General features: G+C 70.9%; 13 protein-coding genes and 4 pseudogenes. 11 read left to right on the top strand and 6 right to left on the bottom strand.

Annotated elements, in window-relative coordinates; genetic code table 11:
• From dnaK to BZL64_RS41075, 3 genes and pseudogenes are all read right to left on the bottom strand, one after another.
• Positions 1 to 1,131 (bottom strand): molecular chaperone DnaK (dnaK, locus tag BZL64_RS11270; RefSeq protein ID WP_086768682.1); only part of this gene is annotated, 1,131 nt, incomplete at its 3' end.
• A 192-nt stretch (positions 1,132 to 1,323) separates the two neighbouring features.
• Positions 1,324 to 2,451: pseudogene (locus BZL64_RS11275) on the bottom strand (ATP-binding SpoIIE family protein phosphatase); the annotation flags it as partial.
• Between the two features lie 48 nt (positions 2,452 to 2,499).
• A pseudogene (locus tag BZL64_RS41075) lies at positions 2,500 to 2,853 on the bottom strand (PAS domain-containing protein); the annotation flags it as partial.
• Positions 2,854 to 3,021: 168 nt separating this feature from the next.
• Between BZL64_RS41075 and BZL64_RS11280 the strand changes: the two are divergent.
• Together BZL64_RS11280 and BZL64_RS11285 are read left to right on the top strand one after the other, a co-directional pair.
• Positions 3,022 to 4,224: an NAD(P)/FAD-dependent oxidoreductase gene (locus BZL64_RS11280; RefSeq protein WP_086768637.1), complete on the top strand. Its 1,203-nt coding sequence runs from the start codon at positions 3,022 to 3,024 to the stop codon at positions 4,222 to 4,224.
• Positions 4,225 to 4,234: 10 nt separating this feature from the next.
• A complete protein-coding gene (locus BZL64_RS11285; RefSeq protein WP_208639420.1) occupies positions 4,235 to 5,185 on the top strand; it encodes a sigma-70 family RNA polymerase sigma factor in 951 nt (316 codons plus the stop codon).
• Positions 5,186 to 5,235: 50 nt separating this feature from the next.
• On the opposite strand, the gene BZL64_RS11290 is transcribed toward BZL64_RS11285, so the two are convergent.
• Positions 5,236 to 5,640, bottom strand: a complete 405-nt coding sequence (locus BZL64_RS11290; RefSeq protein WP_086768641.1) for a PPOX class F420-dependent oxidoreductase — start codon at positions 5,638 to 5,640, stop codon at positions 5,236 to 5,238.
• A gap of 197 nt (positions 5,641 to 5,837) precedes the next feature.
• On the opposite strand from BZL64_RS11290, the gene BZL64_RS11295 reads away from it, so the two are divergent.
• The 4 genes and pseudogenes from BZL64_RS11295 (at position 5,838) to BZL64_RS39510 (ending at position 7,896) form a co-directional block, all read left to right on the top strand.
• Positions 5,838 to 6,830, top strand: coding sequence for a pirin family protein (locus BZL64_RS11295; protein WP_167396123.1), 993 nt, complete (start codon positions 5,838 to 5,840; stop codon positions 6,828 to 6,830).
• A gap of 21 nt (positions 6,831 to 6,851) precedes the next feature.
• Positions 6,852 to 6,986: pseudogene (locus tag BZL64_RS42025) on the top strand (GNAT family N-acetyltransferase); the annotation flags it as partial.
• 91 nt (positions 6,987 to 7,077) lie between these two features.
• Complete coding sequence (locus BZL64_RS39805) at positions 7,078 to 7,389, top strand: hypothetical protein (protein ID WP_158101522.1); 312 nt, start codon at positions 7,078 to 7,080, stop codon at positions 7,387 to 7,389.
• A 306-nt stretch (positions 7,390 to 7,695) separates the two neighbouring features.
• Positions 7,696 to 7,896 carry a hypothetical protein gene (locus BZL64_RS39510; protein ID WP_143663079.1) on the top strand — a complete coding sequence of 67 codons (201 nt, stop codon included), beginning with the start codon at positions 7,696 to 7,698 and terminating at the stop codon, positions 7,894 to 7,896.
• 48 nt (positions 7,897 to 7,944) lie between these two features.
• Here the strand turns inward: BZL64_RS39510 and BZL64_RS11310 are convergent, their stop codons facing one another.
• Both BZL64_RS11310 and BZL64_RS11315 read right to left on the bottom strand, forming a co-directional pair.
• Positions 7,945 to 8,292, bottom strand: coding sequence for a hypothetical protein (locus BZL64_RS11310; RefSeq protein ID WP_086768644.1), 348 nt, complete (start codon positions 8,290 to 8,292; stop codon positions 7,945 to 7,947).
• 81 nt (positions 8,293 to 8,373) lie between these two features.
• Positions 8,374 to 8,772: a nuclear transport factor 2 family protein gene (locus BZL64_RS11315; RefSeq protein ID WP_086768646.1), complete on the bottom strand. Its 399-nt coding sequence runs from the start codon at positions 8,770 to 8,772 to the stop codon at positions 8,374 to 8,376.
• Positions 8,773 to 8,903: 131 nt separating this feature from the next.
• Between BZL64_RS11315 and BZL64_RS11320 the strand changes: the two genes are divergently transcribed.
• The 5 genes and pseudogenes from BZL64_RS11320 (at position 8,904) to BZL64_RS11340 (ending at position 14,089) form a co-directional block, all read left to right on the top strand.
• Positions 8,904 to 9,551 (top strand): DUF7691 family protein, encoded by a 648-nt coding sequence (locus tag BZL64_RS11320; RefSeq protein ID WP_086768648.1) that lies wholly within the window; start codon positions 8,904 to 8,906, stop codon positions 9,549 to 9,551.
• A gap of 43 nt (positions 9,552 to 9,594) precedes the next feature.
• Positions 9,595 to 10,131, top strand: coding sequence for an AAA family ATPase (locus tag BZL64_RS11325; protein ID WP_086768650.1), 537 nt, complete (start codon positions 9,595 to 9,597; stop codon positions 10,129 to 10,131).
• A gap of 100 nt (positions 10,132 to 10,231) precedes the next feature.
• Entirely contained in the window at positions 10,232 to 10,816 is a 585-nt protein-coding gene (locus BZL64_RS11330) for a TerD family protein (RefSeq protein WP_086768652.1), read from the top strand.
• 260 nt (positions 10,817 to 11,076) lie between these two features.
• Positions 11,077 to 11,184, top strand: a pseudogene (locus tag BZL64_RS42350) (ATP-binding protein); the annotation flags it as partial.
• Positions 11,185 to 11,596: 412 nt separating this feature from the next.
• A complete protein-coding gene (locus tag BZL64_RS11340) occupies positions 11,597 to 14,089 on the top strand; it encodes a glycoside hydrolase family 65 protein (protein WP_086768686.1) in 2,493 nt (830 codons plus the stop codon).
• Positions 14,090 to 14,092 lie beyond the last annotated feature (3 nt).

Raw genomic sequence — 14,092 nt, forward strand, 5'->3', positions numbered from 1 at the left:
GATGCCCAGGGACAGCGGGGTGACGTCGAGGAGCAGGACGTCCTTGACCTGACCCTTGAGGACACCTGCCTGGTACGCGGCGCCGATGGCGACGACCTCGTCCGGGTTCACGCCCTTGTGCGGGTCCTTGCCGGTCAGCTCCCGCACGAGTTCGGTCACCGCCGGCATCCTCGTCGAGCCGCCGACCAGGATGACGTGGTCGATGTCGCCGACCTTGATCCCTGCGTCCTTGATCGCCTGGTGGAAGGGCCCCTTGCAGCGTTCCAGCAGATCTCCGGTCAGCTGCTGGAACTGGGCGCGGGTGAGCTTCTCCTCCAGGTGCAGCGGGCCCTCGGCCGAGGCGGTGACGTACGGCAGGTTGATCGTCGTCTCGGAGGAGGAGGACAGCTCGATCTTGGCCCGCTCGGCGGCCTCGCGCAGCCGCTGCACGGCCATCTTGTCCTTGGTCAGGTCGATGCCGTAGTTGTTCTTGAACTGCTGGGCCAGGTGGTCGACGATCCGCTGGTCCCAGTCGTCGCCGCCCAGATGCGTGTCGCCGTTGGTGGCCTTGACCTCGACCACGCCCTCACCGATCTCCAGGAGCGACACGTCGAAGGTGCCGCCACCGAGGTCGAAGACGAGAACCGTCTGGTCGTTCTCCTTGTCGAGACCGTAGGCCAGGGCGGCGGAGGTGGGCTCGTTGATGATCCGCAGCACCTTCAGGCCGGCGATCTCCCCGGCCTCCTTGGTCGCGGTGCGCTGGGAGTCGTTGAAGTACGCCGGGACGGTGACGACGGCCTCCGTGACGTCCTCACCGAGATACGACTCCGCGTCGCGCTTGAGCTTCTGCAGCACGCGGGCGGAGATCTCCTGCGCCGTGTACCGCTTGCCGTCGACGCTGCCGCTGTCCGGGAACCGCCACTGCGCCTCGCCCATGTGGCGCTTGACCGAGCGCACGGTCCGCTCCACGTTGGTGACCGCCTGACGCTTGGCCACCTCGCCGACCAGCACTTCGCCGGTCTTGGAGAAGGCGACCACCGAGGGGGTGGTGCGCGCTCCCTCCGTGTTGGTGATGACCGTGGGCTCACCGCCCTCCAGCACACACACCACCGAGTTCGTCGTCCCGAGGTCGATTCCCACTGCCCGTGTCATGATCCTCTCCTCCGTCCGCGTCCCGGACCCGTGACAGATGACGGTGCCCGACGAAGCGGGCGACCACCCGAGGCCGTCCGGCGACCGGCCCCGCGCGCGCCTGCGCCGCTCCCTCGCGTTGCCATCCGCGGCCATGGGCAAACCTCCCCGGAGCCACGGCCTCCTCGGAGCCACGGTCGCCTCTCGCTCAGGTCAGGCATCCACCGCGAAGGAGACCTGCTCCGTGTCGTGCGGTGCGAGGGGCTGTTCGGTCCAGATGGTCTTGCCGCGCGGCGTGTGCCGGGTTCCCCACCGCTCGCAGAGCGTGCCGACCAGGAACAGGCCGCGACCGCCCTCGTCGAACGCGTGCGCCCGGCGCGGATGCGGTGAGGTGCTGCTGGAGTCGGACACCTCGCAGATGAGCGTGCCGTCGTGGATCAGACGCAGCCCGATCGGGTGTGGGCGTGCCTGATGGCGTTGGTGACCAGTTCGCTGACGATCAGCTCGGTGGTGGACAGAGCCGCCTCCCGCAGCCCCCCAGCGCGTCAGCTGGGCCGTGGCCCGCCGGCGTGCGTCGGCTACCGAGGCCGGGTCCGGCGGGATCTCCCAGGACGCCACGTGAGAGGCGTCCAGCGCGTGCGTGCGAGCGGTGAGCAGTGCGACGTCGTCGCCGGGCGGGCCCGGCAGCAAGGTGCGCAGGATGCCGTCGCAGAGGGACTCCAGGGATGGGCCGGGCCGGGCGAGCGCCCTGCGCAGGGTGTCGAGACCGGTGCGGATGTCATGGTCGCGCGCCTCGACCAGACCGTCGGTGTAGAGCACGAGCAGGTTGCCCTCGGTGACGGGAAAGTCCACGGCTTCGAAGGGCACGCCGCCCACCCCCAGCGGGGGTCCCGGCTCCACGTCCACGAAGACCGTGGTGCCGTCCCGAGCGACCAGCGCCGGACCCGGATGGCCGGCGCCGGCCGCCGAGCAGCGGCAGGTGACGGGATCGTAGACCGCGTACAGGCACGTGGCGCCGATCTCCCCGGACTCCAGCCCGTCGCGCCACTCGTCGAGGATGAGGTGGTCGAGGGCGGCCAGCAACTCGTCAGGGGACAGGTCCACGTCGGGGAGGGCGCGGACGGCGGTGCGCAGCCGGCCCATGGCGGCCGAGGCGTGGACGCCATGACCGACGACATCGCCGACCACCAGCGCCACCCGCGCCCCCGACAGCGGGATGACGTCGAACCAGTCCCCGCCGACGCCCGCCTGGGGGTCGGCGGGCAGGTAGCGCACCGCGGTCTCCACGGCCTGCTGGACGGGCACCGGATGCTGGAGAAGGCTGTGCTGCAGCGCCAGGGCGACCGTGTTGCCGCTCTCCGGCGGCAGGAGGGCCTGGACGAACCACTGCGTGTGTCCGTCGGCGTCCAGCAGCGGGCAGGCCCGCAGGTCGGCCTGGACCGGACGCCCGGCCCGATCCCGCAGCGTGACCCGGCCCGCCCACACCTCCCGCCGTGCGAGAGAGTACGGGGCGAGGTCCGGGGGAGCGTCCGCGAGCAGAGCGGTCACCTCACGGCCTACGACCTCCTGCGGGGCGTACCCCAGGAGCAGTTGCGCGCCGGGACTCCACGCGGCGACCCTGCCTTCCTCGTCGACGGCCGCCGCTGCTGTCCGCGCCGGAGACGAGAAGTCGTCCCCTCCCTCGTACCGGAAGAAGCCGTAACCGCTCACTGTGCTCACCCCTGCGCGCCCTGCGGGGCGCATCGCTCCAGGTGCCCCTTATTGCCCTATCCGCCCATTCTCCGAGATGAAGTTCTCCGGGATGAAATCTTCGGCGCTCCTCTGTGACGCAGGCCACATGCGGTTCCTGTCAGTAATCGGGGCGCTGTTCCGCTCAGGTTCCGGGAACAAGCGAACCGACAGGAGCGAGACATGAAGCACCGCATCGTCGTCCTCGGCGCCGGCTATGCCGGGGCCCACGTGGCCGGGGCGCTGGCCCGTCGGCTGTCCGCGGAGGACATCGAGATCACCGTGGTCAACGCCCAGCCGGACTTCGTCCAGCGACTGCGGCTGCACCAGCTCGCGGCCGGCCAGCGGATCGAGGCCCCCAGCCTCGCCGACGTCTTCGCGGGCACGGGGATACGGCTGCGGCAGGCCCGGGTCACGGCCGTGGACCCCGAGCGCCGGGTCGTCGCCGTGGCCGACGCGGACGGAGGCGGTGAGCTGGACTACGACACGCTTGTCTACGCCCTCGGCAGCCACGTCGCCGACCACGGCGTCCCCGGCGTGGCCGAGCACGCCTTCGACGTCGCCGGCCGGCCCTCGGCACTGCGCCTGCGCGAACGCCTGGACCGTCTGGGCAGGCGGGGCGAAGGCGGGAACGTGGTGGTCGTCGGCGACGGGTTGACCGGCATCGAGACCGCCACCGAGATCGCCGAATCCCGGCCCGGACTCTCGGTGACGCTGGTCGCCCGGGGGGAGCTGGCCGCCCGGCTCTCCGCCGGAGCCCGCCGCCATCTGCGCCAGGCCTGCGAACGGCTGGGCATCACCGTAAGGGAGCACGCCGGCGTCGAAGCGGTGGAGGAAACGCGGGTGCTCTGCGCCGACGGCAGCACCCTGGCGTCCGACGCGACCGTGTGGACCGCCGGGTTCGCGGTCAGCCCCATCGCCGCCATCGGCGGGCTGGAGGTCACCGAGGACGGCCGGATCGTCGTCGACCGCACCATGCGGTCGGTCTCGCACCCGCACGTCTACGCCGTCGGCGACAGTGTCCACGCCGTCGGCGACAACGGCCTGCCGCTGCCGATGTCCTGCGCTTCGGCCGGCTACACCGGTATGCAGGCTACGGCCGCGATCGTGGCACGCCTGACCGGCGGAAAGATCTCGAACGTCAAGCTGGAGTACCTGGCCAACCACATCAGCCTCGGCAGGCGGGACGGGATCCTGCAGCTGGTCGACGACGCGGCGCAGGCGAAGCCGAAGTACATGGGCGGCAGGAAGGCCGCGCGGATCAAGGCGGCCATCCTCAGGGGGTCGCTGTGGGCCACCTCGCACCCGACCTTCGGTCTGCCCAAGCGTCGGCGCCGCCTGGCCGCCGCGCAGGACGCGTCCGCCGTGAACCGTGTCGCCGCCTAGGGTGGTCGGCGTGGACGGCACCGCCATCGATCACTTCGACACCAGCAGGTTCGAGGCCGGCCGCAACCGGCTGGCCTCGCTGGCCTACCGGCTCCTTGGCTCCGCCACCGACGCCGAGGACGTCGTACAGGACGCCTTCCTGCACTGGCAGGCCGCCGACCGGCAGCGGATCAGGGTGCCGGAGGCATGGCTGACCAAGGTCGTCACCAACCTCTGCCTCGACCGGCTCCGCTCGGCACAGGCCCGCCGTGAACGCACCGTCGGCGCCTGGCTGCCCGAACCGCTCCTCGACGGCGACCCGATGCTCGGCCCGGCCGACCGTTTCGAGCAGCGCGAATCGGTCTCCCTGGCCGTGCTGACGCTCATGGAGCGCCTGACGCCACTCGAACGGGCCGTCTATCTCCTGCGCGAGGCGTTCTCCCACAGCCACGCCGAGATCGCCGAGATCTTCGACATCACCGAGTCCGCCAGTCAGCAGCACCTCCACCGGGCCCGGCGCCGCGTCACCGCCGCGCGCCGCGGCGGCGAGGCCGACCCGGCGTCCGCTCGCAGGATCGTCGAGGAGTTCTTCGCCGCCGCCTCCTCGGGCCGCACCGAACGGCTGGTGGCGCTGCTCACCGACGACGTGACCGCGATCTCCGACGGCGCGGGACTGACCGAGAAGCTGCTGCGGTACGACACTCCGCAGCGCGTCGCCGCCGTCGCACGGGCCGGCTTCAAAGCCACCCCCGCGAAACGGCGGCTGGCCGGCGGCTCGCCCGCCGTCCACTACGCGTCGGTCAACGGCGCCCCGGCCATCCTCTTCGTCCTCGGCGACCAGGTCGTCGGCGCGGTGACGTTCGACATCGCCCACGGCAGGATCGCCACCGTGCGCGGCATCGCCGCCCCCGCCCGCCTGGTCCGCCTCACCGCATCCTGGCGGCGGCACGGGCCGGACGCGCCGCTTGTCGCGCAGTGGTGAACCGGCACAGGGGCGGCCCCGCACGATGCCGGGGCCGCCCCGGCGGACCGTCAGAAGGCTCCGACCACCTTGCGCGGCTTGATCCTCACGATCACGCGGTCGGCGTCGTTGACCGAGGCCGGGTTGAAGTCCGCGTACTGCTTGCCGGTGTACTTGACCGACAGCTCGTCGATCAGTTCCCGGGCGCCTTCGGTGCTCATCTCCGCGGTGCCGCGGACCTCGGCGTACGTGTACGGCGAGTCGGCGGGCTGCACGACGAAGGTGACCCGGGGGTCACGCGTGAGGTTCTTGTACTTCTGGCGGTCGACGGTCGTGGAGAACAGCACGTCGTCACCGTCCCGCTTCACCCACACCGGGGACACCTGCGGGCTGCCGTCGGGCTGGAGGGTGGCGACGGTGATGAAGACGGGGGAGTCGAGGAGCGCCTTGAGGCTGTCGGACAGTTCGGCGGGCATGGTGGCCTCTCTGCTGATGTCGAGTTGGCTCCTGCACGGCAGGGGCCGTACGCGTACCCGATAGATAGTGCGCCAACGCATCGGTCACCATGGGGATTTGCTCACCGCGCGTCGCCCGGCCGCGTGCGAGCCCGGCGCCCAGGAGGCATGGCATGATAGTTGATGCAACAACTAGATGATCGCAGGAGGTGGTCCCGGTGAGCAATGTGGAAACCGAACCCGTGGAGCTGAAGTGTGGTGCCCGGACCGACGCCGGGGAGCCCACCGACACGGCGTCCAGGGTCGATGTGCTGGCCGCCCGGGACGTGCCACTCGGCGGGCCACGGGCGATGCGCGTGCGGCGAACGCTGCCCCAGCGGGCCCGGACCCTGATCGGAGCATGGTGCTTCGCCGATCACTACGGCCCCGTCGAGGTGGCGACCGGGCACAGCATGGACGTCGCACCCCATCCGCACACCGGACTCCAGACAGTGAGCTGGCTGTTCAGCGGGGAGATCGAGCACCGCGACAGCCTGGGCACCCATGCGCTCATCAGGCCGGGCGAGATGAACCTCATGACGGGTGGACACGGCATCGCCCACTCGGAGGTCTCCACCCCGGCCACCACCGTTCTCCACGGCGTCCAGCTGTGGGTGGCGCTGCCCGGGGAACACCGGAGCACCGAGCGGGACTTCCAGCACCACGTCCCCGAGCCCGTACGGGTCGACGGCGCCGAGATCAGGGTCTTCCTCGGGGAACTCGCCGGGACCGTCTCACCGGTACGGACCTTCACCCCCCTCCTCGGCGCCGAGATCATCCTCGAACCGGGTGCGTCGGTCGGCCTCACCGTGGACACCGCCTTCGAACACGGCCTCCTCGTCGACAGCGGCGACGTCCGGCTGTCCGGCACCCTGCTGCGCCCGGCCGAACTGGGCTACGTGCCGACCGGCGCCGCTGCCCTGACGCTGGTGAACGAGTCGCGGGACCCGGCCCGGACCGTTCTGCTGGGCGGCCCTCCCTTCGAGGAGGAGATCATCATGTGGTGGAACTTCATCGGCCGAAGCCACGAGGACATCGTCCGCGCCCGAGCGGACTGGGAAGCCTCCTCCGACCGCTTCGGCCAGGTCGAGGGCTATCCGGGCAGCCGGCTTCCCGCACCCGCCCTGCCCAACGCCGTCCTCACACCACGCCGGAACCCTCCGCGCGGCTGACCCTGGTCCGACGGCGGCGGGCAGCGGGTCCTCATCCACACGAAGGTCGCCGCCGCCTGCGCCGGTCAGGACCCGGCCGCCCAGGTGTTCCGGCAGGCGCTCGTCCGCGTACGCCAGGCCCGGGGGCGGACCGTGCCGGCCTGCCCCTACCAGGCCGAGTTCCTGGACCCTATAGGCAGAATGACGACGCCCAGGCCTACGGCCGCGGCTTCGACAGAAACCTGGACGACGCGAGGAGTTCCCCGAAGTGACCGGCCTGCTGCGAGGGCCGTGGGGAGTGACCCTCGTCCTCGCGAACCTGTGCAACGCCTATGTCGCTTACGGGGCACTGGTGACACAGCCGCTGGGGGACTGGGACGAACAGACGCTGACGGCCATCGAGTTCGCGTCAGCCCTGCTGATCGTGCTCGGCGTCATCACCTCCCTGCTCGCCCTGGTCCCCGTACGGCAAGGGACTCTCGGCCGCTGGTGGCTGGCGCCGTCCCTGATCTTCCTGACGGTGGGTGCGGCGCGCTGGACGTACATCGTCCAGACCTATCCGCAGGGTCCTGGCGGCTGACCAGGGTCCGGAGGCGGGAGACGGCGGCCTCGGGATCTCCCCGCCGGGTGCAGGGCGTCCACTCCTTCAGCACCCTGCTCGGCGGGGAGTGCTTCTTCATGCCGAGCCTGTCCGCCGTCCGCCGGCTGAGCACCTGATCCCCACCCCGTGCGGGACCCCAGGCCAGGCCCGCGAGCAGCCCGGCGGCCCCGGCGACCTCCAGAGCGCCGACGACCCGGTACAGCCCCGGTGACCTGCCGCATGACCGGTACGGCGGCGATCTCCGCGAGGCCCAGGGGCAGAAAGACCAGGGCCAGCAGGACGGCGGTGACGATCTGTGCGGTCCTCACGCCTCGGCGCTCCTGCGCGCACGGCTCCCAGACGGGCGTAGTACTCGACGAGTTCCGGGGCGTCCACCGCGGCCCGATCGACGACCTGCCCGGCGGGCGCACCCTGGAGGAGCCGCTTCCCCGGACCTCGGCCAGGCTCGACGCCGCGCAGGAGCCCGAGGACGTCACGGAGCACTGAGCCCGGCCGCACGTGCGGCGGCAGGGCGGGCGGCGACCGTTCCGCCGCTCAGTGCCGGCCGATCCAGTCGGCCACCGTGCGGCCCATGACCAGCTCCAGGTCGCGGCCCCGCAGCCAGGGCAACTCCTCCGTGAACATCGTCACCGCCTCCCGCCACGAGCAGCGAAGACGCGTGATGTCGGTACCCCGGAACATCCGCTCGGCACCGAACGCGTCGAAGACCCGCCGCAGTACACCGTGGGTGTCGGCGAACGGGTACGGCTCCGTGGCCATGCCCGGTACGCCCGTCGCCTTGACTGCGATGTCGGGGTGGCGTGCGAGCGCGACAAGGGCGTCGAGGTGTGCGGCCGCTTCGGGCAGCTTCTGGAACGGGTTGCACGCGAGGTGGTCGATCATCAAAACCCTTGCCGATCGCGGCAGCCACCGGCCAGGGACTCTCACCGCATGAGGCGGCTGGACGTACTCACCCGCAGACGGTCAGGGGTGGTCGTACCAGGCGAACGCCGAGATCCGCCAGCCCTGAGGGGTGCGGACGAACTGGATCGTCTTGGTCCCGCCTCCCTCGAACGGCTCGCCGTCCAGAGTCCCGGACTTGCGGTACTCGCCGAACCGCGACGCGATGTCGCCCGCGATCTCGGTCCGCTCGGAGGTCTCCCACTCGGAGAACTCGACCAGCCGACCCCCGGCCAGCAACCGCTCACGGGGCTCGATGAACTCCTCCACGGTGTACGCCGTGAACTCCGGGCCGGTCTTGACGATCACGCCGCCCGGAAGAACGAGACGACGGATCCGGGCCACGTCGGCAGCCCCGCCGCCCCGGTTGTCGAAGGCCGCGAAGAACTCGGCGGTCACCACGTCTATCTCGCTCTTCGACATGGCGCGACAGTAACAGCGAAGAGTCGCCCGGCGAGCCGTGGAGGACACGTAAGCGCCTTCGGCGCCACGGGTGTTGACGTGACGCCGGAGGGGCGGAGCCGAATGTCAGTGGTGGTTGTCATCATGGGGCCATGAGCAAAGTGATCTCGTACAGCGTCGCCGACACCCGGCGCGTCGTCGCCTTCCTGAGCGCCGGACCACTGACCGCCGATCAGCAGCGTCTCCTCGGCCACATCCGCAAGTCCTGCGAGCAGCACCAACTCGACCTGGACCGACAGGACATCGACTACGGACTGACGATCCCCGAAGCTCTGGACCACCTCCTCGCGGGCCGGGCCGACTCGGACGCCGCCTACGCGGGCAACACCTACTACAGCGCGTTGCAGCACATCATCGACAACCACGCCTCCGACCCGTACGACCTGGGCGTCTTCTCCAGGCCGGGCACCTTCTTCGGGCTGCTCGACGACGAACTGCGCCGCCTCGACGTCCCCACGGAACTGCTCCCGGGCACCTTCCTCTACGCCGGTCCGCCCGACGGGATCCCGTTCCCCATCCCACACCCGGTCGACGGCTCCCCGGAGATAGGCCGTCTGCCCCTGGACCGCGCCAAGCCGGCGGCGGACGCCTACCGCGCGGTCATGGACCGGGTGGCCGACGACTTCCGGTACGAACTGCAGCAACTCGCCGGAAGCCTCCAGACCGAGCACGACGAGTGGCAGACCGCTCTGCGGCACGGCTGGACGATGGACACCGTCTTCTTCTCGATCAAGGGCTGAGGGGACCGGCGGCCCCACCGCACCGTGCCGATAGCGTGACGCCATGTTCGTGGGGACAGAAGAGACCCGGCTGGTGGTCCTGCGGGGCAACAGCGCGTCGGGGAAGTCGTCCGTCGCGGCCGGACTGCGTGACAGGTTCGGCCGTGGCCTGGCTCTGGTCGGCCAGGACAACCTCCGCCGTACTGTGCTCCGCGAGCGCGACCGGCCGGGAGCGGCGAACATCGGCCTGATCGACCTGACCGCCCGCTACGCCCTCGATGCCGGCTACCACGTCGTCGTGGAAGGCATCCTCTACGCCGACCACTACGGCGACATGCTCGCCCGACTGCGCGCCGACCACCGTGGGCCGACGCACGGCTACTACCTGGACGTGCCGTTCGCCGAAACCCTCACCCGGCACGCCACCAAACCGATCGCCGACGACGTCGACGAGGCCCGACTGCGCGACTGGTACCGGCCGGGCGACCTCCTCCCCGGCGGCACGGAGACCGTCATCGGCGCCGACAGCGCCCTGCACGAGACGATCGACCGCATCATGCTCGACACCGGCCTCGCCCGGCTGCCCGCGGTGGACCGGTGAGGTGTCCGTACACGCGGATCGGTACCCGTGTTCTGGAACCGCCGCGCCACCAGGCAGACTCTGCGTGTAGTAGTCCCTTCTGCAAGAGGATGATCCACGCATGTTGACGCTGACCAAAGAAGACGGCCCGGCTGATCTCGACGGAGTGACCCACCTGTCCATCGGAGTGTCCTGGGACCCCACCGCCGGCACCAGCGGCGGCGTCCTGGGCGTCCTGCGCCGGAAGGCGGGCACCGACCTCGACCTGATCGCGATCGCGATGCAGGGCGCGGAGCCGGTGCGCCTGGCGGGCCTCGACTCGCTGGACCCCTTGGGCAACCGTGCCCTGGTCCACAGCGGCGACAACCAGACCGGGCGCGGCGACGGCGACGACGAGACGGTGACCGTCGAATTCGCGGGGGTCCCGCGCAACGTCACGTCGATCGTGTTCGTCGCCGCCGCCTTCAAGAAGGGAAGCTCCTTCCAGAAGGCCCGCAACATCAGCTTCAAGGTGTACGACGCCTCCGGCGGCAGCGCGCAGCAGGTCGCCGACATCTGGCCCAGCCTCCTCACCCAGGACAACGGCTGCGCCGTGGCCAAGGCCGTGCGGGTGGGCGACAGCTGGAAGCTCGAAGTGATCAATGTGACGGGAAAGATCAAGCAGGGTGACGAACACGCCCTGATGCGCTTCGCCGTCAGCAAGTAGTGGTTGCGGCGGGAGGCGGCGTGGAACCGGCAGCAGGTCTCCGAGCTGCTGCCGCAGGACCGGACCCCGGCTGCGGCTGTGCCGCCGTCGAGCCGGCGGAACGGGGCACGCCGCCCGCCCTGCCGTGCGGACCGTCCGCTCTCAGACGGCGGCAGCGGCGTGTTTGAAGACCTGCCGCTGGTGCCGGCGGATGTGGTCAGGACCGGGGGAGTGATGGTCGGGCTGCGCCAGGGGCTGTTGGTCCTGGACGGTGTGCAGGACTGACGAACATCGCCCGGCACGCCTGTGCCGACCGTGCCGAGGTCGTGCTGGAGACCGACGCCAACGAGGTGCGCCTCACGGTCACGGACAACGCTGTGGGCATCCCGGCAGTCGCTTCGAGCGAGCGCGACGTGCCCGTCGCCCGCGGTGGTCCCAGGGCGCCTGTCCGGGCATCGGCCCCGGCCGCGGAACTGCCCCGTCACCGCGAGGAAGGCGCCTCCGCCCTGCTCGACGAACTGCTGTGCGAGGCGATGGGCGGGCATCCAAGCGTCCGGGTGCGCCGGACGACGGTTGAAGGGCCGCCGCCAAGGTACTCGTCGAGCGGTCGGCCGCCGCCGATCCTGTGATCGTCGCGTCGCCTCGCGTCGCCTCGGGGCGCAGGGCGGGTCGCCTCGGCCTGCAGCTCGGCCGGGTGAGCGGGCCACACGCTCCGGCACCATGCGCGGTGCCCGGTGACGGTCGTACCGCAGCGAGTGTGAACGCCCCACCCGGCCGAACGTGAGGGAGGCGGAGGAGACCGTGGCACCGTTCCCCGAATGGACGGGTGCGTCCCGCCGGTCCGGCACCACGAGCGGACCGGCGGGCGGCACTCCCGACCCCCACGACCGCGGACAGCCGGCTGAAGGACGCGAGGTCGCCGCACCGGGCCGGACGTGGGAGTACACGGGTTACGACCCCGGCCAGGAGCCGCTCAGGGAATCGCTCTGCACGCTGGGCAACGGCTATTTCGCCACCCGTGGCGCGTTCCCGGAGTGCGCAGCGGACGGCGTGCACTATCCGGGCACCTACGCGGCCGGCTGCTACAACCGGCTGACCTCCGAGGTCGCGGGTCGCCTCGTCGAGAACGAGGACATGGTCAACCTCCCCAACTGGCTGCCTCTGCGTTTCCGGCTCGAGGAAGGGCAGTGGCTCACCCCGGACACGACCACGGTCCTCGAACACCGCGTCGTGCTGCACCTCGCGTCAGGCCTCCTGGAGCGGCGGACCCGGTACGGCGTGGACGCCGACCACGTACTGACGGTGCGGCAGCAGCGGCTCGTGCACATGGCGGACCCCCATCTGGCCGCGATGCGGACCGAGTTCACTCTCGACGGTCACTCCGCCGGCCTGGAGGTCGAGGCCGCACTCGACGGTGGCGTCACCAACGCCGGCGTGCCGCGGTACCGCGATCTGGACGGCCACCACCTCACCCACATGCGGACCGGCACCGGCACCGCGGACACGGTGTGGCTGCGCTGCCGCACCCGTACCTCCGACATCCGCGTCGGCATGGCGGCCCGTTTCACGTCGGGCGACGTCCCGGTCGTCGCGCGGTTCGAGCAGTCGCGCGCCGTACAGGAGATCGGCCTGGCTCTGACCGCCGGGCGGACCGCCACCGTCGACAAGACGGTGGCCCTGCACACCTCTCACGACCGCGCGATCAGCGACCCCCTGCAAGCGGCGGTCGAGCGCGTACGCGAGGCCCCCGCCTTCGACGAACTGCTCGAAGCGCACCTGACGGCCTGGGACCAGCTGTGGCGGCGGGCCGACATCGACGTGCCGGGGGAGCCGGGAGCCATCCTGCGGCTGCATCTCTTCCATGTGCTCCAGACCCTGTCGCCGCACACCGCCGAACTGGACGTCGGCGTCCCGGCCCGGGGGCTGCACGGTGAGGCGTACCGCGGGCACGTGTTCTGGGACGAACTGTTCGTGCTGCCCTACCTCAACCTCCACTTCCCCGAGGTGTCGCGCGCCCTGCTCGAGTACCGCCATCGCCGCCTGGGGCAGGCCCGCTCGGCCGCGCGCGCGATCGGCCGACGCGGTGCCCGGTATCCCTGGCAGAGCGGGAGCGACGGGCGCGAGGAGACACAGCGGCTGCACCTCAACCCGCGCTCCGGACGCTGGCTGCCCGACCACTCCCACCTGCAACACCACGTCGGTTCGGCGATCGCGTACAACGTGTGGCAGTACTGCGAGGCCAGTGGGGACGCCGAGTTCCTGCACACCAAGGGCGCCGAGACGCTCCTGCAGATCGCCCGCTTCTGGGCCGACTCCGCCACCTGGGACGAGAGCCTCGGACGGCACCGCATCCTGGGTGTGATGGGGCCCGACGAGTACCACGACGCCTACCCGGACACGCCCGATCCCGGCCTCGACGACAACGCCTACACCAACATCACGGCCGCGTGGGTGCTCACCCGCACCCTGGAGGTGCTGCGCGCCCTGCCCGAGCCGCGCCGCCGCGAACTGGCCGAGCGCACCGGCCTGGACGGCGGTGAACTGGAGCAGTGGGAGGACGTCTCACGCACGCTCTACGTGCCCTTCCACGACGGCGTCATCAGTCAGTTCGAGGGCTACGGCGATCTCGCCGAACTCGACTGGGAGGACTACCGCAAGCGGTACGACGACATCCGGCGCCTGGACCGGATCCTGGAGGCCGAGGGCGACACCGTCAACCGCTACAAGGCGTCCAAGCAGGCCGACGTACTGATGCTCGGCTATCTGTTCTCCCCCGCCGAACTGCGAGCGCTGTTCCATCGCCTGGGGCACCGGCTGGACGACGACACCTGGCTGCGCACGGTCGACTACTACCTGGGACGCACCAGCCACGGCTCCACGCTCAGCGGCCTGGTCCACGGCTGGATCCTGGCCAGGGCCAGGCGCGCCGAGGCATGGACGTTCTGCCAGGAGGCCCTGCGCGGAGACATCGCGGACGTCCAGGGCGGGACGACCGGCGAGGGCATCCACCTGGGCGCCATGGCAGGCACCCTCGACCTCGTGCAGCGCGGGCTGACCGGACTGGAGACCCGGGAGGGAGCCCTGTGGCTCGACCCGGTGCCGCTGCCGGAACTGTCCTCGTACGGGTTCGCCCTCCGCTACCAGGGCCACTGGGGTGTGCGGCTGCGACTGCGGCACGGGCAGCTGGAGATCGAGGTGCCGCCGTCGGACCGCTCGCCCATCGACGTCCAACTCGCCGACCGGTCCGTGAGCGTCGAGCCGGGGGAGACGTGCCGCCTGCTCCTGCAGGAGTGATGC

This window comes from Streptomyces bobili, from assembly GCF_002154575.1.
GTDB classification, from domain to species: Bacteria; Actinomycetota; Actinomycetes; order Streptomycetales; family Streptomycetaceae; genus Streptomyces; species Streptomyces bobili.

What these genes read in the sequence shown, in the direction of transcription:
- BZL64_RS11325 (WP_086768650.1), top strand. Translation starts at nt 9,595, where the DNA reads ATGTTCGTGGGGACAGAAGAGACCCGGCTGGTGGTCCTGCGGGGCAAC.
- BZL64_RS11310 (WP_086768644.1), bottom strand. Translation starts at nt 8,292, where the DNA reads ATGATCGACCACCTCGCGTGCAACCCGTTCCAGAAGCTGCCCGAAGCG.
- BZL64_RS11320 (WP_086768648.1), top strand. Translation starts at nt 8,904, where the DNA reads ATGAGCAAAGTGATCTCGTACAGCGTCGCCGACACCCGGCGCGTCGTC.
- BZL64_RS11290 (WP_086768641.1), bottom strand. Translation starts at nt 5,640, where the DNA reads ATGCCCGCCGAACTGTCCGACAGCCTCAAGGCGCTCCTCGACTCCCCC.
- BZL64_RS11280 (WP_086768637.1), top strand. Translation starts at nt 3,022, where the DNA reads ATGAAGCACCGCATCGTCGTCCTCGGCGCCGGCTATGCCGGGGCCCAC.
- BZL64_RS11315 (WP_086768646.1), bottom strand. Translation starts at nt 8,772, where the DNA reads ATGTCGAAGAGCGAGATAGACGTGGTGACCGCCGAGTTCTTCGCGGCC.
- BZL64_RS11330 (WP_086768652.1), top strand. Translation starts at nt 10,232, where the DNA reads ATGTTGACGCTGACCAAAGAAGACGGCCCGGCTGATCTCGACGGAGTG.